27 protein-coding genes (1 of these 27 only partly in view) are annotated in these 22,325 nt (G+C 31.7%); 11 read left to right on the forward strand and 16 right to left on the reverse strand.

Annotated features, from left to right (window positions below; all coding sequences use genetic code 11):
* On the forward strand, positions 1 to 623 hold the 3' portion of the coding sequence (mer, locus tag MSM_RS02710; protein WP_004036631.1) for a 5,10-methylenetetrahydromethanopterin reductase. It extends 343 nt beyond the left edge of the window; the window shows 623 of its 966 coding nt (coding positions 344-966); the start codon falls outside the window, past its left edge; the stop codon is at positions 621 to 623.
* 29 nt (positions 624 to 652) lie between these two features.
* On the opposite strand, the gene MSM_RS02715 is transcribed toward mer, so the two are convergent.
* The gene (locus MSM_RS02715) at positions 653 to 1,444 is read right to left on the reverse strand and encodes an SPL family radical SAM protein (RefSeq protein ID WP_011953965.1); all 792 of its coding nucleotides are present in this window, start codon (positions 1,442 to 1,444) and stop codon (positions 653 to 655) included.
* A 191-nt stretch (positions 1,445 to 1,635) separates the two neighbouring features.
* Here MSM_RS02715 and MSM_RS02720 point away from each other — a divergent pair, with 191 nt between their 5' ends.
* Positions 1,636 to 2,718: an archaeosine biosynthesis radical SAM protein RaSEA gene (locus MSM_RS02720; RefSeq protein WP_011953966.1), complete on the forward strand. Its 1,083-nt coding sequence runs from the start codon at positions 1,636 to 1,638 to the stop codon at positions 2,716 to 2,718.
* A gap of 36 nt (positions 2,719 to 2,754) precedes the next feature.
* On the opposite strand, the gene MSM_RS02725 is transcribed toward MSM_RS02720, so the two are convergent.
* Positions 2,755 to 4,047 carry a DUF6056 family protein gene (locus tag MSM_RS02725; RefSeq protein WP_011953967.1) on the reverse strand — a complete coding sequence of 431 codons (1,293 nt, stop codon included), beginning with the start codon at positions 4,045 to 4,047 and terminating at the stop codon, positions 2,755 to 2,757.
* A gap of 138 nt (positions 4,048 to 4,185) precedes the next feature.
* On the opposite strand from MSM_RS02725, the gene MSM_RS02730 reads away from it, so the two are divergent.
* A complete protein-coding gene (locus tag MSM_RS02730; RefSeq protein WP_004032298.1) occupies positions 4,186 to 4,668 on the forward strand; it encodes a DUF308 domain-containing protein in 483 nt (160 codons plus the stop codon).
* 24 nt (positions 4,669 to 4,692) lie between these two features.
* Positions 4,693 to 5,973 carry an adenylyltransferase/cytidyltransferase family protein gene (locus MSM_RS02735; protein WP_011953968.1) on the forward strand — a complete coding sequence of 427 codons (1,281 nt, stop codon included), beginning with the start codon at positions 4,693 to 4,695 and terminating at the stop codon, positions 5,971 to 5,973.
* Here the strand turns inward: MSM_RS02735 and MSM_RS02740 are convergent.
* The 9 genes from MSM_RS02740 to MSM_RS02780 all read right to left on the reverse strand — a co-directional run bounded on the left by MSM_RS02740 (position 5,963) and on the right by MSM_RS02780 (position 13,492).
* Positions 5,963 to 6,697, reverse strand: a complete 735-nt coding sequence (locus MSM_RS02740; RefSeq protein ID WP_011953969.1) for an NAD(P)-binding domain-containing protein — start codon at positions 6,695 to 6,697, stop codon at positions 5,963 to 5,965. The two genes, MSM_RS02735 and MSM_RS02740, sit on opposite strands and share 11 nt — an antisense overlap.
* Entirely contained in the window at positions 6,694 to 7,305 is a 612-nt protein-coding gene (locus tag MSM_RS02745; RefSeq protein ID WP_011953970.1) for a cytochrome c biogenesis CcdA family protein, read from the reverse strand. The genes MSM_RS02740 and MSM_RS02745 overlap by 4 nt, the downstream gene beginning before the upstream one ends.
* A 9-nt stretch (positions 7,306 to 7,314) precedes the next feature.
* Positions 7,315 to 7,755, reverse strand: a complete 441-nt coding sequence (locus MSM_RS02750) for a thioredoxin family protein (protein ID WP_004036624.1) — start codon at positions 7,753 to 7,755, stop codon at positions 7,315 to 7,317.
* Positions 7,756 to 7,784: 29 nt separating this feature from the next.
* Positions 7,785 to 8,651: a damage-control phosphatase ARMT1 family protein gene (locus MSM_RS02755; protein ID WP_011953972.1), complete on the reverse strand. Its 867-nt coding sequence runs from the start codon at positions 8,649 to 8,651 to the stop codon at positions 7,785 to 7,787.
* Positions 8,652 to 8,855 carry a MoaD/ThiS family protein gene (locus tag MSM_RS02760; RefSeq protein WP_011953973.1) on the reverse strand — a complete coding sequence of 68 codons (204 nt, stop codon included), beginning with the start codon at positions 8,853 to 8,855 and terminating at the stop codon, positions 8,652 to 8,654.
* Positions 8,856 to 8,859: 4 nt separating this feature from the next.
* A complete protein-coding gene (locus MSM_RS02765; protein WP_004032306.1) occupies positions 8,860 to 9,777 on the reverse strand; it encodes a TIGR00269 family protein in 918 nt (305 codons plus the stop codon).
* An 8-nt stretch (positions 9,778 to 9,785) separates the two neighbouring features.
* Positions 9,786 to 10,943 (reverse strand): VWA domain-containing protein, encoded by a 1,158-nt coding sequence (locus tag MSM_RS02770; protein ID WP_011953974.1) that lies wholly within the window; start codon positions 10,941 to 10,943, stop codon positions 9,786 to 9,788.
* A 13-nt stretch (positions 10,944 to 10,956) separates the two neighbouring features.
* Positions 10,957 to 11,814, reverse strand: a complete 858-nt coding sequence (locus MSM_RS02775; protein WP_004036611.1) for an AAA family ATPase — start codon at positions 11,812 to 11,814, stop codon at positions 10,957 to 10,959.
* Positions 11,815 to 11,887: 73 nt separating this feature from the next.
* On the reverse strand, positions 11,888 to 13,492 hold the full coding sequence (locus MSM_RS02780; RefSeq protein WP_011953975.1) for a dihydropteroate synthase-like protein: 1,605 nt from the start codon (positions 13,490 to 13,492) through the stop codon (positions 11,888 to 11,890).
* Positions 13,493 to 13,707: 215 nt separating this feature from the next.
* Between MSM_RS02780 and MSM_RS02785 the strand changes: the two genes are divergently transcribed.
* The 7 genes from MSM_RS02785 (at position 13,708) to MSM_RS02815 (ending at position 18,240) form a co-directional block, all read left to right on the forward strand.
* The gene (locus MSM_RS02785; RefSeq protein WP_004032310.1) at positions 13,708 to 14,232 is read left to right on the forward strand and encodes a pyruvate ferredoxin oxidoreductase subunit gamma; all 525 of its coding nucleotides are present in this window, start codon (positions 13,708 to 13,710) and stop codon (positions 14,230 to 14,232) included.
* Between the two features lie 25 nt (positions 14,233 to 14,257).
* Positions 14,258 to 14,500, forward strand: a complete 243-nt coding sequence (porD, locus tag MSM_RS02790) for a pyruvate synthase subunit PorD (protein ID WP_004032311.1) — start codon at positions 14,258 to 14,260, stop codon at positions 14,498 to 14,500.
* A gap of 11 nt (positions 14,501 to 14,511) precedes the next feature.
* Positions 14,512 to 15,657, forward strand: coding sequence for a pyruvate synthase subunit PorA (gene porA, locus MSM_RS02795; protein WP_004036607.1), 1,146 nt, complete (start codon positions 14,512 to 14,514; stop codon positions 15,655 to 15,657).
* A 2-nt stretch (positions 15,658 to 15,659) separates the two neighbouring features.
* The gene (porB, locus tag MSM_RS02800; RefSeq protein WP_004032314.1) at positions 15,660 to 16,526 is read left to right on the forward strand and encodes a pyruvate synthase subunit PorB; all 867 of its coding nucleotides are present in this window, start codon (positions 15,660 to 15,662) and stop codon (positions 16,524 to 16,526) included.
* Positions 16,527 to 16,539: 13 nt separating this feature from the next.
* Positions 16,540 to 17,043, forward strand: a complete 504-nt coding sequence (locus tag MSM_RS02805) for a 4Fe-4S dicluster domain-containing protein (RefSeq protein WP_011953976.1) — start codon at positions 16,540 to 16,542, stop codon at positions 17,041 to 17,043.
* Between the two features lie 13 nt (positions 17,044 to 17,056).
* Positions 17,057 to 17,302: a 4Fe-4S binding protein gene (locus MSM_RS02810; RefSeq protein ID WP_004032316.1), complete on the forward strand. Its 246-nt coding sequence runs from the start codon at positions 17,057 to 17,059 to the stop codon at positions 17,300 to 17,302.
* Between the two features lie 92 nt (positions 17,303 to 17,394).
* On the forward strand, positions 17,395 to 18,240 hold the full coding sequence (locus MSM_RS02815) for a fumarate hydratase (protein ID WP_011953977.1): 846 nt from the start codon (positions 17,395 to 17,397) through the stop codon (positions 18,238 to 18,240).
* 31 nt (positions 18,241 to 18,271) lie between these two features.
* Here the strand turns inward: MSM_RS02815 and MSM_RS02820 are convergent, their stop codons facing one another.
* The 5 genes from MSM_RS02820 to MSM_RS02840 are packed head-to-tail and all read right to left on the reverse strand — an operon-like array spanning position 18,272 to position 22,272.
* Positions 18,272 to 18,964: a phosphate signaling complex PhoU family protein gene (locus tag MSM_RS02820; protein WP_011953978.1), complete on the reverse strand. Its 693-nt coding sequence runs from the start codon at positions 18,962 to 18,964 to the stop codon at positions 18,272 to 18,274.
* A gap of 9 nt (positions 18,965 to 18,973) precedes the next feature.
* On the reverse strand, positions 18,974 to 19,723 hold the full coding sequence (gene pstB, locus MSM_RS02825) for a phosphate ABC transporter ATP-binding protein PstB (RefSeq protein WP_004032319.1): 750 nt from the start codon (positions 19,721 to 19,723) through the stop codon (positions 18,974 to 18,976).
* A gap of 3 nt (positions 19,724 to 19,726) precedes the next feature.
* Positions 19,727 to 20,575 (reverse strand): phosphate ABC transporter permease PstA, encoded by an 849-nt coding sequence (pstA, locus tag MSM_RS02830; protein WP_011953979.1) that lies wholly within the window; start codon positions 20,573 to 20,575, stop codon positions 19,727 to 19,729.
* Positions 20,572 to 21,447, reverse strand: coding sequence for a phosphate ABC transporter permease subunit PstC (gene pstC / locus MSM_RS02835; protein ID WP_004036593.1), 876 nt, complete (start codon positions 21,445 to 21,447; stop codon positions 20,572 to 20,574). The genes pstA and pstC overlap by 4 nt, the downstream gene beginning before the upstream one ends.
* A gap of 15 nt (positions 21,448 to 21,462) precedes the next feature.
* Positions 21,463 to 22,272 (reverse strand): phosphate ABC transporter substrate-binding protein, encoded by an 810-nt coding sequence (locus MSM_RS02840; RefSeq protein ID WP_011953980.1) that lies wholly within the window; start codon positions 22,270 to 22,272, stop codon positions 21,463 to 21,465.
* Positions 22,273 to 22,325: the final 53 nt, after the last annotated feature.

A 22,325-nucleotide genomic window follows, 5' to 3' on the forward strand; every position in this document is an offset into this window, starting at 1 on the left:
AAGCTGCTATTGCTGACATTAACACTTTACTCGCTGGTGAAAAAACTGAAACCGGTGCAGCATTAGGTGGAGTAAAAGCTGTTCAAGAACACCTTCCAATTTATATGGGTGCTCAAGGACCTAAAATGTTAGAAACCGCTGGAGAAATTGCAGACGGTGTTTTAATTAATGCATCCAACCCTAAAGATTACGAAGCAGCATTACCTCTTATTAAAAAAGGAATTGAAAATGCTGGTAAAAATGTAGCTGACTTTGATGTAGGTGCATACACTGCAACCTCTATCGGAACTGATTCTGAAAAAGCTAAAGCTGCAGCAAAAATTGTTGTTGCTTTCATTGCAGCTGGTTCCCCTCCTATGGTTATCGAAAGACACGGATTACCTGAAGGTATCAACGAAAAAATCGGTGCTTGCTTAGGTAAAGGTGACTTCGGTGGAGCTATCGGATTAATCGATGATGACTTACTCCATGCATTCTCCGTAGCAGGTACTCCTGATGAATTCATCCCTAAAGTAGAAGGATTAGCTGAAATGGGTGTAACCCAATATGTAGCTGGTTCTCCAATCGGAAAAGATGTAGAAGAATCCATCAAATTATTAGGAGAAGTAATCGCAAGTTTCTAAACTCCTAATTTTTTCTTTTTTTTATTTTTTTAAATCATTGCTGTTTTGATGCCCTGTTTTTTACAAATTCTTACTACTTTTCTATATAAATTATTCTGATACTTATTTGAAGGATATTCCCTATTATAAAATAAGCTTTTTACATCATCCAGTATTTCCGGAAAATTACTTTTAACAAAATTATAATACTTTATTCTAGATGAAATTTCACTGCTTCCAAAAAGTGAAAGTGCACCTGGAATTAAATAGGCAGCATTGCTTTTCCTAAATACTTTAACAAAATTTTCAAGACTTTCCAAATCATCATTAATATAAGGCAATATTGGCATCAATGCAACTCCTACATGAAAACCTTTCTTAGCTAATGTATTCATTGCTTTTAGTCTTTGTGAAGGCAAAGGTGCATTTGGCTCAACCAAACTAGCTAAATCATCATCAACTGTTGAAAATGAAAATGTTACACAAACTTTTGATTTTAAACCTTTCAAATCATCAGGCAGTATCGCTGCATCATTTATCTTTTTTAGAATGTCAGTGTCCCTTAAAATTAAGTCAGATTTTGTTATAATGTGTACGGGATATTTGAATCTTAGAAATATTTTTAAAATCTCACGTGTTAATTCCAATTCCTTTTCTATTTCCATATATGGATCAGATGCCGAACCGAAATTTAAAAATACTCTTTCGTGATTTCTGGCTAATTTTTTTAATTTGTTATAAACCAGATCACATGCATTAGATTTTACATAATAGCTGTTGGTTTTCTTTGCATATTTACTTCCGTTTATATAACAGTATACACAGTCAAATGAACATCCCATATATGGATTAATTGTATAATCCTCTAAAAAGAGATTAAAATTTCTTTCCCCTTTTCTTTTATTGAAAATTGAATTTACTTTTTTGTTTTTAAATCCATATTTTTTTAAGATTAAATCATTACTATTAGCAAAGTTTTTAATTATATCAACACCTTAAATATTAATATTAATTTTATTATAAGGTATATATAATGGAGATTGAAAATTTAACTAAAGAAATTAGAGCCCTGGCTTTTGAGAGAAAAGATCCAAAAACCCCCAGCCAGGTAGCAGCCAGCTGGTATAATGATGATTTGACTTATGACGGAGTTGCAAAAACTTTATTTATTATATTGCCTACACCCGGATGTTCCTGGGCAATTGGAGACAGCGGCGGATGTACAATGTGCAGTTATGTTTCAGACTGTACATTAGAGCCAATCGACAGCAAAACCATAGTGGACATATTCAAACAGCACCTAAACCGTTTTCCGGTTAATGAAGAAGATAAAATAACTGTAAAACTATTTGCTTCAGGAAGTTTTTTAAATCCTCGTGAACTTCCAAAAGATGCCCGTGATGAAATTTTAAATATTTTAATGGACCTGGGCAATGTTCATGAAATTGTAGTTGAATCCAGAGCAGAATATGTTAAGGAAGAATACATCGATGAAGTGGTAGATATTATTGGAGATACTTTATTTGAAATCAGTATGGGTTTGGAGACTTCCAATGATTATACCCGGCTTAAAAAAATAAACAAAGGATTCAGTTTAGATGATTTCAACAATGCAGTATCATTAATTCAAAAATTAAATAGCAAAAAAGGATATAATCTTAAATCCAAAGCATACATTTTTGTAAAACCTATTCTTTTAAATGAAAAAGACGCTATTGACGAAGCTATTGAAACTGCAAGATACTGTGCAGACCATAATGTTGACAGACTCTCTTTCTGTCCTGCTACAATACATGGAGGAACTTTAATTGAAAGAATGTGGAGAAAAGGAGCATATCAGCCTCCTTGGATTTGGAGCTGTATTGAAATTATAAATACAGTACGTAAAGAGTTGGATATTCCTACATTACTTGACACTTCAGGTTTCGGTTCAAGACGCGGACCTTACAATTGTAAAAAATGCAATAAAGACTTAAAACATATGATAATAGCCAATAACTTAACACAAACTCCAATTGAGTATGAGTGTGACTGTAAAAACAAATGGTTAGCTGAAGTTAATAATGCAGATATGAATAAGTCAACTGTACCTGCAAAACATCTCCCATTATATTAAAAAAAATATTTTTTCTAATATAAAGAGATATAAAATTTAATTTTTATTTTTAAATTCCAATATTTTATCAACCAGCAAATAATCTAAAATTATCATTACAAATAAATAATTTAAATATATTCTGCCATCACTAGTTAATGAAGGAGTAAAACCTGAAATAATCACAGATCCGAAACCCAATATTAATAATACAAATATAAAATAACCTAACTTTTTATTGTCTTTATAAATCAGATAAATTGAATATAAAGGTATTAATGTAATTATAAGATACATCACACCACAGCTCAGCATTCTTATAAATCCTAAACTTAATAAACCATGTTTCAAGTTAGTTAAATCAAAATAACTATAAACAGTGGTGAAATTTGCGAATCTTAGTGATGCAAAAAATAATACTGCCAAACAGGGAATTAAAGTAATTATAGTTATTTTCTTCTTATTAGATATTAAATAAGTATAAAAACCAAGCAAAGCTAGGAAAATTACTGAAAATAAGTCTTTTGCCATTAAAATCCAACTTAAGAAATAATTAATCCCTACATCTAATTTATTTATGATGTTGAAATTAGCATAATCCGGAAATCCCAGTTTAGTAACTACTTTTACTCTATTTATATTTCCCGGACAGCAGAAATCATAAATGAAATTAAAAAGAATTATGATTATAAATAAATAAATTAATTTAGGAATTTCAATCTTTTTATATAAACAATAAACTATAGCAAATAAATATGCGCCACCAACCATAACCAGTAACTGTTCAGAGCTAATAGCTTCCAATAATGTGATAATTAAAATTAAATATATTATTGTCCTTTTAAATTTAGATATGTCCTTATTTTTAAATATAAATTCTTTAAGTAGATAAAAATGTATTAATATAAAACAAATCGGCCATATATAATTTGTTGTAGTTGCTAACCAACCCGCAGATTCCAATATTTTAGAAAAAGTTAATATAAATAAACCTACAAATAAACAAGCCAAACAATTATAAAAGAAAGGACTTTCATTATTATTAGCCAGCAATTTACTTAATAACACAGCAATAGCTGTAAAAATAACTGAATCCAATATTCTCCAAATTTCTGTAGGAACAGATACCAATACCCCTACATTAAATTCTATAAGAGATCTGGAACTCCAGGTTGCATACCTATAACTTAAAAATCCATTTTTAGTTAATGATAATAAAGGATGTTTTGAAACTATTGTCTGGAAAGTAGGATAATCTGCAGTAACTACTGCTAATTTCCAATGATAACACAATAAAATGATTAAAAATATCAAAAAAGGAATATATTTAACATATTTTTTAAAATTCATATCACTATTTCCAGCTAAATCAATAATAATTAATATTATTTAAACAACATGATAAAATTTTTGCATGAATAATTTTAACTACTTTAAAGAAAAAATATATGAATATATAAAATATTAAAATTAATACGGAGGAAAAAGATGAAAAATAAATTTGTTAGTTTACTGGGTATCATTTTAGGAATAATAATCATCGCATTTCCAATGATTGGTGTTATTGGGACCAGTTCCTTAATAGGATTATCTGTTCTTTTAATTTCTATTTATCTGCTTGTTGCAGGAGTAGCTATTATAGACTATAATAAATCCGGAGCAATTATTGATTTAATTTTGGGAATTATACTGTTATTCTTAAGTCTTGGTTTAATATTTAATCCTAATTTATTTGCATTTCTTGCAGAAATTTCACTTTATCTTGCAGGAATTGTACTGATTATTGTTGGAGTTGTTGCTTTAGTTAACAACCGCCACGCAAGATTTGGATTTTATATAGGCGTAAGCGGAATAATATTAGGTTTACTCTACATTATTGTTGGTACTTACGTTGCAGACCCTATTATTCTAGGTACTTTAATAGGATTATGGTTAGTAATAACCGGTGTTTTAAAAATTATAGATGGTTAACCCCATCAACTTTTTCTTTTTTTGGTGTTGAAATTGATAGCTATTAGTGCAGACTTTGACCCAGTACACAAAGGTCATGAAAAATTAATTAAAGAAGGAAGAAAACTAGCTGATGAAAAACAAAAAAAGCTAGTTGTATATTTAAATAAAGGATACAGTGCTAATCACGGTCCATTTTTTGTAAATTTTGAAGCCAGACGTGATATGGCTTTAGCTCTTGGAGCAGATGAAGTAAAATCATTCGAAGGTCTTCACCATAGACTTGTTTTATCTTATAGTGTTCCAATCAGATTAAATAAAATGTACGAAGATGGTGCTACTGATTATATTACCTCAGCACATATTTCACTTGACGAAATTAAAAATAAAGCTCAAAAATTTGTTAAACAGGGAAATTTTGTCGGTATGCCTAAAAATTATCCCAACCGAAATGAAATACGCTGGTATGCCCTAAATGAATTTTTAGGATCGCCTTTGGAATATCATGTAATTCCCGAATTTAACAAAGAGAAATATTCCGGAAGAAAAATCAGAAAGTCCATCTTAGATAATGACATGACAATTCCTAAAGAAACCAGAAAGCTACTTCCAAAAACAACTATTGAGATTCTTGAAGATGAAATAGCTGCCGGCAGAATTCCAGGTGAGCGCAATTGGGCTGAAATTTATAAAAGAATGAATACCTATTCAAGAGGAAATCTTGAAAAGATAGCTTACCTAAACGGAAATACTATAAATGAAATAATTAAAAGAAGAGTTTATAGAGATCCTGAGTCAATTTGGGCAGTATTCAGAAGGGCAAATTACGGACCAGTTATGACCAGGCTGGCTGTAAGTGCTATTGAAGAGGAAGTTACTAAAAAAGAAGTAATGGACCTTATGAAAAGTTATGAAGCTAAAGGAGTTATTCCTGAAGGTCAGAAAGTTCAAAGAGTAATTGATAGAGCATGGTACGTTGCAAATGAAGGTGAAAAAGGAGTAAGCGCCAAAGAAGCCAATGAAACCTTTAGAAACAAAAACATTAAAGTTGATACTCCTCCATTGAACATTCATGCAGGTTTAAATTTAACCAAATTCGAAACCAAAATTGTTTCAGAAGGACTGAATGCTGATTTATATATTGATAAAGATAATAAAATTTCAGTTCAGCTAAAAGCAGACGGTAAAAAGATTAAAACCAATTTAAGATTACCTGCAAAAGAAGTTACTTATCTTAGATACATTATGGATTCAAACTTTATCCCAACAACTGCACATATAAAAAAGGATAAAAAAGGATATAAAGTTGATATAACTATCGGTTGAGCTTTTTAAAAGAAGCTTTAACCATTGTCAAATCCTGGTTTTCAAAATAGTCAATTATCTGTTCTAATTCTTCAGCCTTTCTTTTTTTGGAATTTTTTGTATTGTTAATTCTTGACAAAGCGCTTTTTTTAAAATCTTCTCCTTCGGTTAAAGATAAAATATCAAAAAATTCCTCTTCCAAATTCAAATTTTTAGCTACTTCAGAGCTTTCTATTAAAACAGCTGAAAGAGACTTGGTATACATGCTTCTAAGTAATTTTAATTTAGATGCATCACCAGGATTTTCACTGATTTTTCGAATTTCCAAAAAATCATTTAAAAAATCAAGACTTTCCAGATTTTTCCCGGACAGATATAATATCGGATTTGCAGAATCTATTTTTCCAATAATCGCCCCGTCTACAAAATTATTTACATGTTTGTTAATTTCTAAAGTTTCTTTAGGAGAAATGTTATTTAAATCCATATAGATTCCTTTAGAATACTTCCCATATTTGACAGCTACATCCAATGCCTGATTTGGACTGTTTGCTGAAATTAAAATATCTGAAAGAGTAGCCACCTCTTTAAAAGTATCTAAAATTTCCACATCCGATTCTTCCATATTTTTAATCGTGTTTTCTGATCTGTTTTGGGCGGAAGTTAAAAAAGTAATATTTTCAGAGTTAATTAACCGTACTAAGTTTCTAGCTACCTTTCCGAATCCAATAAATCCTATTTTCACAAAATTCCCCCAAGAGCTGTTATTAACATATAAATAGCTCCAAATATAATTAATATTGCAAATATTTTCTGAATATGTTCTGTTTTCTTGGCAAATCTGGAGATATCCATACTAGAAATTATATATCCCAGAACTAATAATGTTAATCCGAATCCAAGGCAATACAAAAGAATGTTGACTGCTACAAAAGCAGGATTTCCCGAACTTACAAGCAATGTCAAAAGTGAAATTAAATATCCGCTGTAACATGGTGCCCATGATAATGAAGTTAAAAATCCTAAAATAAACGCATTGTCTCTATTTTTATAAGTTAATGCTGGAAACCTACATGAACATGAAGTTAATAAAAATCCGCCAATTAAAAGTAAAACTAATGCAGATATAACTCGAATATAATTTAAGTATCTGTAAATAGCTGCTGTAAAATATACTGTTGCAAACAGTATAATTATAAAAATAGCAAATAAACCTAAAACAAATGAAATGATTTCAGTATTTTTTCTCTTTTTTAAATTAAATCCTATAAAAATAGGTAAAACAGGTAAAATACAAGGAGATAAAATTGAAATTACTCCTGTAATAAAAGAAACAAACAGAAAAATTTCCATAATCTCTCCTCATATCATTTTTATTAAATCCTCTGGCCCATAATATCCTTCAATAGATTTTAATTCATTACCTTCACTGTCTAAAATAAGCATAGTAGGAGTTGAATAAACATTGTACTTACTGGCTATTTCAGGACTGTCATTAACATTAATTATGACAACTACATAACTTTCATTAAGTTTCTCCATGACTTGAGCATCATTTAGAGTATTTTGCCTTAACTGATGGCAATAAGTACATGTATCTGATTCAAAAACAGCAAAAACCTGTTTATCACTTGTTTTGGCTTTTTGAAGTGCTTCAGACAAACTTCCTGCAGTATCAATAATGTTGAATTCTGATTCGGAAGCTTCTTCTTTTTCAAAATCACCATTGATTGAAAACCATCCGCTTAATGCAATAATTACAATTATTATGAAAATAATGAAATATAAACTACATTTTTTCATGAATGTATTATAATAAATCATCAGATATATTAGTTTCTATTTTTTAAAAGTAACATATCATGTAAATTTACACCAATATTTTTTGAAATTGTTGTACACTTGGAACATAATAAAAAGAAAACTTCCTTAGAAGACAAATCTATTTCAGTTAACCCCTCATAATTTCCCATTCCTTTAGAAATTATAAAATCATGAGCTGAAAAAATTTCTCTGAATTCATCTGAAATTTCACTGTCTACATATCCAACTGTTCCTGCACCAATATCTACAATTTCCCCAAATTCATCCAGCCCCACATTGATTGCGTCCTGTCTGCATGCATCATTTATAATTGGCCTGGATTTGACCGCTATTGTAATATCCAAATCATACTGTTTTATTTTAGAAAGCAAAAGTTTGTCAAATACAATTTCACCTGTATTGTCAACCAAATACAGTACTTTATTATATTTTTTTAAGGCATTTTCAAACTCATCAATGTCTTTAACAGCCAGATTTCTTTCTAAAGCAGAGCTTATTAAACTTCCAACATCAGTATCTATAGTAAATGCTCCAAAATCCAGAATATTTCCTATAATAGCTATTTTAACATAGTTTTCCAAACTATTATTCTTTTTGAGAACTTCCTTAACTGCCGGCAGATATTTTAAAGCTATTTTGTTGCCTGCAATTTTTTCATTGATATATGGATCTTCACAGCCGGTTTTTTCCTGAATCATATTATGGATGGTTGAACCTGTTTTGTTTGAATTGGTTGTTTTATAGAAATTGGAACTTAAAAATGTAAATATATCATTCATAAGTTCTATTTTAAGGTCCTCATCATCACTAGCTAAATCCATAGCCTCTTTTGCCTGTCTTAAAAAACATGCCCCACATTCATAATTGATTTTCACTTAACCACCATAAATAATCTGAATTAATCGTATTTCATCATCATCGTGGATTTCACTTTCTTCAATAACTAATTCACCATTTTGTTTTGGAACAATAGTTTGTGAAGACAATTCCAAATCATTTAATAAATCTTTAATTGTGTAACTTTCTTTTGGTATGTCTCTTTCTTCACTGATATCTTTGAATATTAATGTAAATGTCATATCATCACTTTCCTAATTCTTCTAAAAATGTACATGCTTTGCATAATCTGTTGGCTGACGGTTCACCGCACCTTTCACATCTTGATTGAGGATAAGTTTTTTTAAATCCGTCTCCAATAGCTTCCTTAATTTTGTCATATCCCCTAAGTGCTGAATATTTTATTGTAGGATGTTTTTCTGAAAGTTTGTTTATCAAATCTGAAACTTCCCCTCTGAAGGACTGCTGCGCATAAGGACAGCTGTCAAAGTGAACTTCCAGTTCTTTTGCAACTACATACAAACCTATTTCCCTTTCAGGAATTTCGCGTAAAGGTTTGATTTTAACTGTGAATTCTTTAGCTTTTGAAGATGATTTGGCCCCTAATTTAGTTAGATTATCAGTGTTTCCTTCAAGATAATTCATCATAATAGCCTGAACTTCATCATCCAGATTATGGCCGGTAGCTATTTTAGTAGCACCCATTTCACGGGCTGCCTTATTTATTATGGTTCTTCTGAAAACACCGCAGTAACTGCATGACCCGATATGATTATCCTTTTGCATTATTTCATCTAAAGTTATTCCATATTCCTCTTTAAGAGAAACTACCTTATGTTCAATACCCAAACGTTTTGCATGACGAATAGCTATATCTACACCTTCCTGACGGTAGTTATCAATTCCTTCGTCAACAGTTACTGCACAGATATCTATAATGTTCATTTTACGGAAACTGTTTAGGATTTCCAAAGTTGTTACACTGTCTTTACCTCCTGAAAGTGCAACTAAAACTTTATCTCCTTTATCCAACAATTTTTCCTTTTTAACTGTTTTAATAACTTTTTTTTCAATTGATTCAATAAAACAATCCTTACATAAGTATTGGCCGGATTGCTGTTTTTTAATAATAACTTGAGAATTACCACATTTACTACATTGCATAACTACACCTACATTTGCTCTACAAATTGAGCTAATTGATTTAGAGTATTTACTTCAAATACATGAACTCCTGCATCTTCATATAATGAAACACAACTATCTACAATATCCCATTTATTTCTGTCTTCAGGATTTAATATTACAACTTTTTTAGAGTTTTTAACCATTTCACCGACCAAATCCACACTTGCCGGAATGCCTTTTACTTTAGGTCCTGCCCAATCCCTACAATCAGACAGTATAATAACATAAGACTTATTGTTTAACTTAGCCACATCCATAAACTTCTCAAATGCAGTATACATATTGGAGGTTCCGTGAACCATTGCATTTTTAAGTCTCATGTCTTTAACTTTTGTAAATGCATCAATTAAATATTCCTCCTTTAAAGCACCCGTTGTTTCAATAACCTTATTATCAAATTCAAAAGTTCTTGAATTTTTAAATGCACTTTGAGCTGAAAACATCAACATGAAAAACCAGCTACTGATCCATTCACAGGATCCACTGATATCATTTAGGAACAGGTGTTCATTTTTATGAGGACGTGGTTTAGCTTTAATCAGTTCAAAAGGAACGCCACCATATTTCATATTTGCCCTTATGGTTCTTCTGATGTCTATTCTATTTGAACTGGTTTGAATTTTCCTTCTTGAACGTTTGTTAGCTATTTTTCTGCCTAATCTTTGACAGATTTCAAGCATTCTTGGGTCAAATTTGTTAAGTTTTGTCAAATCCTTATTTAACAATTCTCCGTCTCTTTCAAGTTTTTGAACTTCATCAAGTAACGGCTGGCCAGATAACTGTTTCAGTTTTTCATTATCAATTTTTTCTTTCTTAATTTTGGTGGAAATATTGCCCTGTTTTTTAATAATATACTTATTAGATTTAGGTCCTGTTCCCTTGTAGGCTTTGCCTCTCTGTTCAGCATCAAGAACTTCCTTTTTCTTGGCTTCCTTTTTGAAAACATTTTCAAATATCTTGTTGAACTTAGGAATATCATATTTGTCTTTAACATAAATTGCTCTTAAGGCTGTTTTTAAAAGATTTCTGTCATCTTCGCCTAATTCACGATAAATTTGAGCAGCTGACTGTGTACTTCTAACACTAACAGGCAAACCTACTTCCCTTAATTGATGAGACAAATCTGCAACTTTATCAATCATAATATCATTATAATTAATATTTCTTATGAATTACGTCTTTTAAAACTCTTTTTTTATCACTTTCAGTTTTAATAGCTACACCAATACTGTCCTCTAAAGATTTATTGAAATTTTTAGTACCTAAACTGGAAACTGATCTAACCCAATCTACAGTCCCTCTTACAGATGGTTTTTTCATTAAATTAAGATTACGTATCTCATGCACTATTTTAACTATTTTTGAAACTGTTTCATCTTCAGCACCAGGAAGTCTTGATTTTACAATTTCAATTTCACGTTCAACTGAAGGATATGGGATATATAAAAACAAACATCTGTCTTTAGTTTCATCAAGTAAAGACCTTTGAGAGTTAGATGTTAAAATAACAATCAAATCATTTGCTAACTGGAATGTTCCTAAATCATTTATAGTTATTTCTTTTTCACCTAATGCCTGAAGTAAAAAACTTTCAACTTCCTCATCTGCCTTATCAATTTCATCAATAAGTAAAACAGAATCCTTTTCATTTAAAAAAGCATTTAATAAAGGACGCCTAATAAAGAATTCTTCATGAAATATTTTTTCTTCATTGTCAGATTCGTTTTTGGCTGCTTCAAGGTGTAATAATTGTTTTTGATAATTCCATTCTCCAACAATCTGTTCAAAAGTGATACCTTCATAACATTGAATCCTGAAGAAATCCCTATCAAAAGCACTGGCTATTACTTTAGCCAGCTGTGTTTTTCCAACACCTGGAGGTCCTTCAATAAGCATCGGTTTTCCAAGTAAAAAAGATAAATATAATGTTGTTGAAATCTCGTTATCCGGGACATAATTTTCATTTAAAAGAATTTTGTCAATTTTTTTAACAGATAAATCGTCAATTTGCACAATCAAACCTTCTTTATTATTATATAATTACAAGTATTAATGATGCATTTATTTAAAAGTTTTGAAAATAGAATTAAATTTTAAATTCATCCGGATTTTTAAATAAATCAAAGTCCTGAACATATTCTTTTCCAGTAATCATAGCTATTTGTGCTTTTTGAAGCTCACTGCCCAAATATGCTGCATGTTCCATTCTTGTTACAAGTTTTTTATTTATTATTTCTTCATAAATTTCTTTTGCAGTATTTCCAACAATTACCAGATCAGCTTTGTTCTTTTTAAAATGTGTAGCTATAATCCTGCTGGATTTAACAGTAGTTCCATAATCAACACTGATTTTGAAACTCCCTGCTTTATCTCTTACAAATTTCATAGGTTTTGCCTGTTTAACTTCAGGAACCCCATCAGTTTCATTTTCAATTATATCCAATCTTTTATGCTTATCTTTAAATTCAACAAGGTTAATTCCCAGGTCTTTTGGAATAGATTGTCTATGTTTAGCCAAAAACATCATTTTAGATGCTGTTGATAATTCATAAACACTGCCCCTTGTTTTTCCACTTTCTTCTGGAGTGAATAATATGCTTACGCCCAATTCCATACCTATTCCTGCAAGAAGAACATTAACTCCTCCCGAATCGGCATCCATCAGTTCAGTAACATTTCCAACTCCAAAAAACATTGGTGCCTTATTTGTTTTATGAAATTCAAAGCAGGCCATAATTGATTCAACAATACTGCTGCTGTTTACAGGATCCAAAATTAAATCTGCAACATAATCAATACCTTTTGTATCTTCAATTAGCTGGTTCATTGCATTTACTCTCTCTTCAGGAGTTTTTGGAGTGAAACCTTCTGAAAAATTAGTTGGAAGCAAAACAGCAGGAGTATTGGTTTCCTTTAAAACATCAAGTACTTTGGAATTATTTCCCAAATCCAAACTTAATACTAAATCAATACCATGTTTTGCGGCTACTTCTATTTCCTTTGCATTTAATGTGTCAATACTTAACGGCCTATCTCCAACAATTGGCCTTAAGGTATCAATTAATTCAGGAACCTTATCTGAAAAATCTTCACCTGCAGCCATACCTATATCAATCATATCAGCTCCAGAATCCACAAAATATTGGCATTTATGAATTAAAGCTTCTTTTGACAAAAATGGAGCATTAGCTATTTCAGACAGCACCCGCATTGGAAAATCTTCACCTACCGGAAGATTCCCAATCATGATGTTATTAGGTTTTTTTAATAAGTTTTTGATTGTTTCTTCATCATTTTCAAAATCATTAATGAATTTTAAAGCTTCTTTTCTTTTCTCTTCTTCAATCAGTTTATCTGCAGGTTTGTCCTCAGACAATTCAATCTGATCAATTAAATTTAAGACCATGGCCAAATCAGCCCCATCAGTTGAACCTTTAAAAGTAGGAATTCCCAATTCTTTTGTTATTTCTCTGGTTCCTTTTTTTATTAAACCAGGAACTAAAATCATGTCAATTTCCCCTAATTGATTAGCAAAATGAGTTTTTATTTCATCAATAATAATTCTAGGAGTTAAAAATGCAGCCACCTGCGTATTATCAGCTATATGAATGATAACCTCAACATTAGCATTAGCTACAACATTTTTAATTAAAGGATATGCCAAATTTCCAGTAATAATTAAAACTTTCATAAACTCCCCCACTTATTCATAATATTAATAGTTATATGACTATTTAATTATTATAAGTAACTACAAAACAAAGAAATATACTCCACTTAACAATATTAATAATATAAAATATTCACTAAAAAAGGATTATAAAATCTATAATGATTATCCATGATAAACTTTATATATTTTGTAATTTATAATGATTATACATGATAAACTATGGAGGAGACTAAATGATTGAAATTCGTTTTCACGGACGTGGTGGACAAGGGTCCGTAACTGCTGCTGAAATTTTAGCGAAGGCTGCTTTTAAAGATGGTAAATACGTTCAATCCTTCCCTTTCTTTGGAGTTGAACGTAGGGGAGCACCAGTAATGGCTTTTACTAGAATTGATGACAAACCAATTGACATAAGATACCAAGTATACAATCCAGACTATGTATTAGTTCTTGATGATGGATTAATGAATGTGGTGGATGTATTTTCTGGAATAAAAGAAAATACTGAAGTAATTATCAATATTGCTGAAGAATTTAAAGGTTCAGGTGAACACCCAGTTCATAGCATTGATGCAACCGGAATAGCATTAGATTTATTAGGACGTAATATTGTCAACACAATTATCTTAGGATACTTTGCTAAAAAAACCAATGTCGTAAGTATTGAATCACTTATTGAAGTAATTAAAGAAACATTCCCTGGAAAAGTTGGGGAATTAAATGCAGAAGCTACAAAAAAGGCTTATGACATGGGATAAAACATAAGGAGAAGGTGAATTAAAAATGGTAGCTATCGGATGTGTAATAAAAACACCTGGAAGTAGTAAAAATAACAAAACTGGAAGTTGGAGGACTTTTAAACCTATTTTAGATAAAGAAAAATGTATCGATTGTGACAATTGTATTATTTTCTGTCCTGACTCCAGTGTAAATAAACAACATGACATTAATTACGATTACTGTAAAGGATGCGGAATTTGCGCACATGAATGTCCTTCAGATGCAATCGAAATGATTAAAGAATAGGGAGTGAAGAAATGACAAAAGAAGTTATGACAGCAAATAAAGCAGTTGCAGAAGCTGTAAGATTAGCTAAACCACAAGTTATTCCTGTTTATCCAATTACACCTCAAACAACAATTTCAGAATACCTTGCACAATATGTTGCAGATGAAAAAATTGATGCAAAATATGTGAAAGTAGAATCTGAACACAGTGCAATCAGTGCATCTGTTGGAGCAAGTAGTGCAGGAGTAAGAGTATTTACCGCAACATCTTCACAAGGATTAATGTTAATGCACGAAATATTATTTGCAGCCGCAGGTATGAGAACTCCAATCGTATTGGCTGATGCAAATAGGGCAATATCTGCACCATTAAATATCTGGAATGACCAACAAGATTCAATTGCACAAAGAGACGCAGGTTGGTTACAAATATATGTTGAAAGTGCGCAAGAAGCTTTAGATACCACATTAATGGCATATAAAATTTCTGAAAACTATGATGTTTTACTTCCATCAATGGTATGTTTAGATGGATTTATTCTAACTCATACTGTAGAACCTGTAGAAATCCCAACTCAGGAAGATGTAGATAAATTCTTACCTCCATATGTTCCAAAACATGCTTTCTTAGATCCTAATGAACCAATGTCCATAGGTACATTAGCTGATCCTGATTACTATCTTGAAGCAAGACATGACATGCAAGTAGCTATGGAAAAATCAATTCCAGTTATTGAAGAAACCTGCAAAGAGTTTGCTGAAATATTCGGCAGAGAATACGGTCTTATTGATACCTATAAAACAGATGATGCAGACATCATTTTCGTAGCTATGGGTTCAATGTGCAGTACTTTAAGAGTTATGGTTGATGAATTAAGAAACAAAGGAGAAAAAGTAGGTTTACTTAAAGTTAGAGCTTACAGACCTTTCCCTGTTGAAGCTATTGAAGAAGCTGTGAAAAATGCTTCAAAATTAGCAGTTCTTGATAAAAATGTTACATTCGGAATTGGTGGTGCTCTCTACACCGACATTAAAGCAAAAATCCATAAAGAAGCATACGGATTTATTATCGGTTTAGGTGGAAGAGACATTACTCCAGAATCAATCTTAGACGTTTATGAAAAAACAAAAAATCCGGAAAAAGAAGTTAGCTGGATAGGACTTAAGGAGGAATAAAAATGGAAATATCTGATAAAGAATACTTAGCACCAGGACACAGAGGATGTGCAGGTTGTGGAGCTTCCATTGGAGTTAGATTAGCTCTTAATGCATTAGGAAAAAATACCGTAGCTATTTCAGCTACCGGTTGTCTTGAAGTAATGACCTCCCCTTACCCAGAAACCGCTTGGGAAATTCCATGGATGCATGTAGCTTTTGAAAATGCAGGAGCAGTTGCATCAGGAGTAGAAAGTGCTTTAAGAATTCAAGGAAAAGATGATGTTAATGTTGTTGCTTTCGGAGGAGACGGAGGAACTGTAGATATCGGTTTACAATCATTATCCGGAGCAATGGAAAGAGGACACAACTTAACCTACATCTGTTACGATAACGAAGCATACATGAACACAGGTATCCAAAGAAGTGGTGCAACACCTTACGGTGCAAGCACTACAACTTCACCAAACGGAAGCGGCAGTTTTGGAGAAGACAAACCTAAAAAAGATATGCCTATGATTATGGCGGCACATGGAATTCCATATGTAGCTACTGCATCTATTGCATATCCTGAAGACTTTGTCAACAAAGTTAAAAAAGCAGCCGAAATCAAAGGTCCTGCATACATACATTTACACCAACCATGTACTACAGGATGGGGATTTGCTTCAGAAAAAACTATTGAAATGGGAAGATTAGCAGTTGAAACCGGATCATGGATTTTATATGAAGTTGAAAACGGTGAATTCAACATCACTTACAGACCAGATGAAAGAAAACCAGTTAAAGAATACTTAGCTCCTCAAAAAAGATTCAAACATCTTGATGATGAACACATAGAAAAAATACAAAAATACGTTGATAAATCCTGCGAAGAATTAGGCTTATAAAGGAGGAATAATAGTGGAAAAAATATTTGTAAATAGAGATGCATGTGATGGATGTAACAATTGTGTAAACATGTGTGCATCTATTCACTCTGCTCCTAGAATTAAAATTATAGAGCATGATTCCGCATATTATTCATTAGTTTGTCAACATTGTGAAAATGCACCCTGTGTTAAAATTTGTCCTACAAATGCAATGACTACAGACGGTGTTAAAACTGAAGATTGTATCGGATGTGGATTATGTAGTATTATTTGTCCATTTGGTGCAATTACAATTGCAGAAAGTGTAGCTGAAAAATGTGACCTCTGTGCAGACAGAGAAGAAGGTCCTGCTTGTATAAAAGCATGTACCAAAAGAGCTATTTCAGTTATTGATCCTGCAAAAATCAAAATTAAAAATCAGGAAAAATATCTTGCAAAACTTGCTGGAGAATATGATGTTGGAAGTACCTCTGGCCGCGGTTTCGTACACTTTGTCACCAGTGCTGCAAGAGCAAGATTAGCTCTTGATGAATAAATCGGAAAAAAACATGACTGAAAAACTTCACATAAATTGTGTAAGTTGCGGAAATTGTCAGCATCCCAGAGATGCTGATAATCTTTCATTATTTTGTATGGAATGTCCTCCCAATGAAGCTCCCTGTTTGAAGGTTTGTCCTAAAAAAGCAATAGAAATTTTAGGAGGAGCAATTACTTTAAATAAAAGCAAATGTGATAAATGTGGAGAATGTGTGAAAGTATGTCCACTTGGCATTTTAGACACCATCATAAAATAGCTATTTTTAAAAAAATTTATTAAAGCTTAAAATATAAAATTATAATTAATTTTTCTTTTTAAAAAAAAAAAATATTAAATAAGGTTTTTATTTTGATTACTCAAGACATGATAAAAGATGCTGTTTATGAACTTTACAAAAAAGCAGCAATCGTTTTAGGAAATGATGTAAAAAAAGCACTAGAAGATGCTCTTAAAGTAGAAGATAATGAACTTGCAAGGTTAAATATTGAAGCTATCTTAAAGAATATTAAACTTGCTGAAGAAAAACAAATTCCAATGTGCCAAGATACAGGTTTGCCAGTAATTTTTGTTAAATTGGGAAATGTTGAAGTTGAAAATTTAAGAGAAGGAATTGAAGAAGGAATTGAAAAAGCTACAAAAGAAATACCAATTAGGCCAAATATTGTAGATCCTATAACAAGAGAAAATACAAACATCAATGTCGGAGACTACATTCCTCCAATAGATATTGAATTAATAGATGAAGATTATCTCGAAATAACTATTTTACCAAAAGGATTTGGTTCAGAAAACAATAATGCTATGAAAATGGCTCTTCCTGCTGAAGGAATTGAAGGCATAAAAGACTTTGTAGTTGAATCTGTCCTGAAAGCAAAAGGAAAACCTTGCCCGCCAACAGTAATTGGAGTTGGAATCGGTGGAACCTCTGATTTATGTTTAAAATTAGGTAAAAAAGCACTTCTTGGAGAAGTTGGTAAAAGAAACCCTGATCCGGAAATAGCTAAACTGGAATTAGAAATTCTTGAAGAAATTAACAAATCAGGAATCGGACCAATGGGATTAGGCGGTAAAACAACAACATTAGATGTTAAAATTCTAAAAGCTCACACACATACTGCAGGACTGCCTGTTGGTGTTTGCGTACAGTGCTGGGCAGACAGACATGCAACAACTAAAATTTATGACAAAAAATAAAAAATAGGATTGATTATTTAAAATAATCAATTTATTGTTCTTCTTTTTTTAATTCCTCAATATGAGGTCTTTTATGAGTATTGATGAAAATAACTCTTTCTCCAATATTAACTACCCTATCGGCTATTCTTTCCAAATATCTTGCAATGAAAATAATATTGACGATTTCCAATGCATTCTGGATTTTTTCAGTTAATAATTCAGTAGTATGGGACAATATAATATCAAATAAATCATCTACTTTATCATCATCACTAGCTAACTCTCTTGCAACGCTTATATCCTGATTACAAAAAGATCCGAATCCTCTAGTCAACATGATTTGAACATAATCAGCCATGTACTCCAAGTCTCCCATTATTTTATTTGAAACTTTAATTCCTTCAATAGTAGCTGCTGATTCTGCAATATTTCTACATAAATAAGCTATTCTTTTTACATGAGAAATAACTCTAATTGATGATTCAATATACATTAAATCTGTAGCTAACGGCTGTTCCATTGCTATAAATCTAATACAACTCCTTTCAATTTCATAACCGCAAACATCTAATTCTTTAGCTTTTTCAACGACGCCTGCTGCAATTTCTTCATCGAAATTGAATAATAAAGAGGTTGATTTTCTATGTAAATCTAATGTGTCATTACAGTAATTTCTAAGATTTTTCTTAATTGATTCCATCCTTTCTTCAAATACATAAGTAGGATATTCCTTATTCTTCATCAAATCACCTTAACCAAATCTTCCAGTAATATATTCTTCTGTTTTTTGTTCTTTCGGATTTACAAATATTTGATCTGTTAAACCGCTTTCAATTATTTCTCCGTTTAAGAAGAAAGAAGTGTATTTAGATACCCTTGTAGCCTGTTGCATATTATGTGTAACCATAACAATAGTATACTTTTCTTTAAGTTTATGAATTAAATTCTCAATTTTCAATGTGGAAATTGGATCCAGCGCAGAACAAGGCTCATCCATTAAAATTACTTCCGGACTAACAGCTATTGTACGTGCTATACATAATCTTTGTTGCTGACCACCAGACAAACCCATTGCAGATTTATCTAATTTATCTTTAACTTCATCCCAGATAGCTGCTGATTTTAGACTTTCTTCAACTACCTGAGCAATATAATCTTCATCTTCTTCTCCATGAATTCTTAATCCGTATGCAACATTGTCAAATATAGATTTTGGGAATGGATTTGGCTTTTGGAAAACCATACCTACTTTTTTTCTTAAATCAACAACATCTACAGCATCATCATAAACATCCACACCATCCAAACTAATATTACCGTCATGACTGAATGTTGGAATTAAATCATTCATACGATTAACTGTTCTGATGAATGTAGATTTACCGCAGCCTGAAGGCCCAATAAGTGCAGTAACAGAATTCTCCGGAACATCCATATTTACATTTTTTAAAATCTGAGTATCCTCAAAAAATGTATTTAAATTTCTAACTTCAAGTTTCATTATTTATTTCCCCATAATTTTCTTTTGATACCTGTCAACAACCAAATTAGTTGCTATAGTTAATACTAATACAATAATTACCAATACTGCTGCTGTTCCATATGCATTTTGAAGTGAAACACCTTCAGTAGCTAATACATATAAATGAAGCGGCAAAGGTCTACCCGGATCAAATATTGATACTGGAACTGTTATAGCAGATCCTACAGCATACATAACAGCTGCTGCTTCAGAAATAGCTCTTGTCATAGCTAAAATAACACCAGTAATTATTCCAGGTAATGCTGCAGGCAAAATAACTGAGTAAATAACCTGCCATTTTGTAGCACCTAATCCGTAACCTCCTTCTTTGTAGGAATTTGGAATAGAAGATAAAGTAACTTCAGCAACTTGGAAAATTGTTGGAATAGCCATTAATGCTAAAACTAATCCTCCGGACAATATACACCATCCTAATTTCAAGAATACAACAAAAAATGCCAAACCAAACAAACCAAATACAATAGATGGAATTGAAGCCAATGTTTCTGATCCGAATCTGATGAATTTGATAACTTTTTGATTTGATGCATATTCAGACATGTAAATAGCTGCACCAACCCCCAATGGAGTAGCTATTATTGCAGCAATGAAAACTACATATATACTTGAAATAATCATAGGGAATATTCCACCTTCCCTTCCGGCATCAATAGGACTTGAGAATAAAAACTCAAAATTAATAACCGGAAGTCCTTTAACAAGAATATAACCTAATATAGTAACCAATATAAGTAATGTAATAACACCAGACAATATGAATACACCATTCATTATTTTCTGGGAAGTCTTAGGAGAGCAAAAACTCTTCATTCAATCCCCTCCGCACCAATACCATATTTATTTTGAACATGATTTGCCACTAACAATAAAGCAGCAATTATAATGAATAATACAACAGCAGTACCAAATAATGCATTATAATGTAAATTTGTAGCATAACCCATTTCTAAAGCAATGTTTGTTGTAAGTGTCCTGACCGGAGCAAATATTGACCCTGGAATTTGAGCAACATTACCTGCAACCATAATTACAGCTAAAGTTTCACCAATTGCCCTGCCTATACCAAGAATAACTGCAGTAATAATTCCCGGCAGTGCAGACGGGAAAATAATATGGCGAATTGTTTGCCAATGAGTAGATCCTAGACCTAATGCTGCTTCCCTATATTCACCTGGAACTGCTTTAATTGCATCTTGAGAAACTGATATAATAGTAGGCAATATCATAACTGATAAAATTAAAGCAGCTGTAAATACACTAAATCCAGTACCTCCAAAATGTTGACGTACAACAGGTACCAATACTGTTAAACCAAAAAATCCGTAAACTACTGAAGGAATTCCAGATAATGTTTGGATAACCGGTTTTAAAAGTAATTTTATTTTATCAGGAGCTATTTCTTCCATGAATATGGCACATAATAAAGATAATGGGACTGCTATCACCAATGAAAGTAAAGTTACAAATATTGAACCTATAATCATTGGGAAAACACCAAATTGACCTTCGTTAGGAGCCCAGGTACTTCCTGTTAAAAAATGGAAAAATCCATATGACTGAAATGCAGGAATTGCTTCACTAACAATAAATGCCAATATTGTAAAAATAACAAGAATGGAAAAGATTGCTGTTATAAACAATCCTTTCTCAATAAAAAATTCATTAATGTTTTTAGTTTCCATCAAACCACTATGAATCTATTTTGAAGTTTTAATAATTTTTTCATCAGCCAATACTTTACCACCGTCATCACTTAAAACCCAATCAATGAAGTTTTTAGTTTCGCCAGTAGGTTCACCATTAGTTAAGAATAAAAATGGTCTTTGAAGTTCGTATGTACCATCAGCAATAGTAGCATCAGATGGTGCAACTCCATTAACATTAACTGCTTTAATATCATCACTCATATGAGCATAAGATACAAAACCAATTGCATTAGGATCTTGGGAAACTGATTGTTTTACTGCTTCAGTAGAACTTTGAACAACAGCATCATCTTTGATTTTACTGTCTCCCATAACAATACTTTCAAATGCATCTAAAGTACCTGAACCTTCTTCACGTGTGATGACGTTTATTTCTCCATCACTTCCACCTACTTGATTCCAGTTGGTAATTTTACCAGAGAAAATTCCTTGAATCTGTTCATCAGATAAATCTGAAACTTGGTTTTGAGTATTGATTGCAATTACAATTCCGTCTTTTCCCAATTCATATTGCTGTAAGGAACTGTTATTGTCTAAAGCTTTTGAACACATACCAATATCAGCAGATCCGTCTTCAGCACTTTTGATACCTACACTAGATCCTCCACCTTGCACATTGATTTGAGCATCAGGATGAGATTCTTTATAAACTTCGACTAACTTTTCAGCAACAGGCTGAACTGAGGTTGAACCTGCCACTTGAACCTTTGATGATCCTGCATCTGCAGAAATAATCAAAGCACCTGCAATTATAACAATAATTGCTATAATACCAATTAAATATTTATTTTTCTTTTTCATTTTTCTCCTCACATAACTATCTTAACAAAGCAGTATATAAATGTTACTTTTTG

Source organism: Methanobrevibacter smithii ATCC 35061 (genome assembly GCF_000016525.1).
GTDB lineage: Archaea > Methanobacteriota > Methanobacteria > Methanobacteriales > Methanobacteriaceae > Methanocatella > Methanocatella smithii.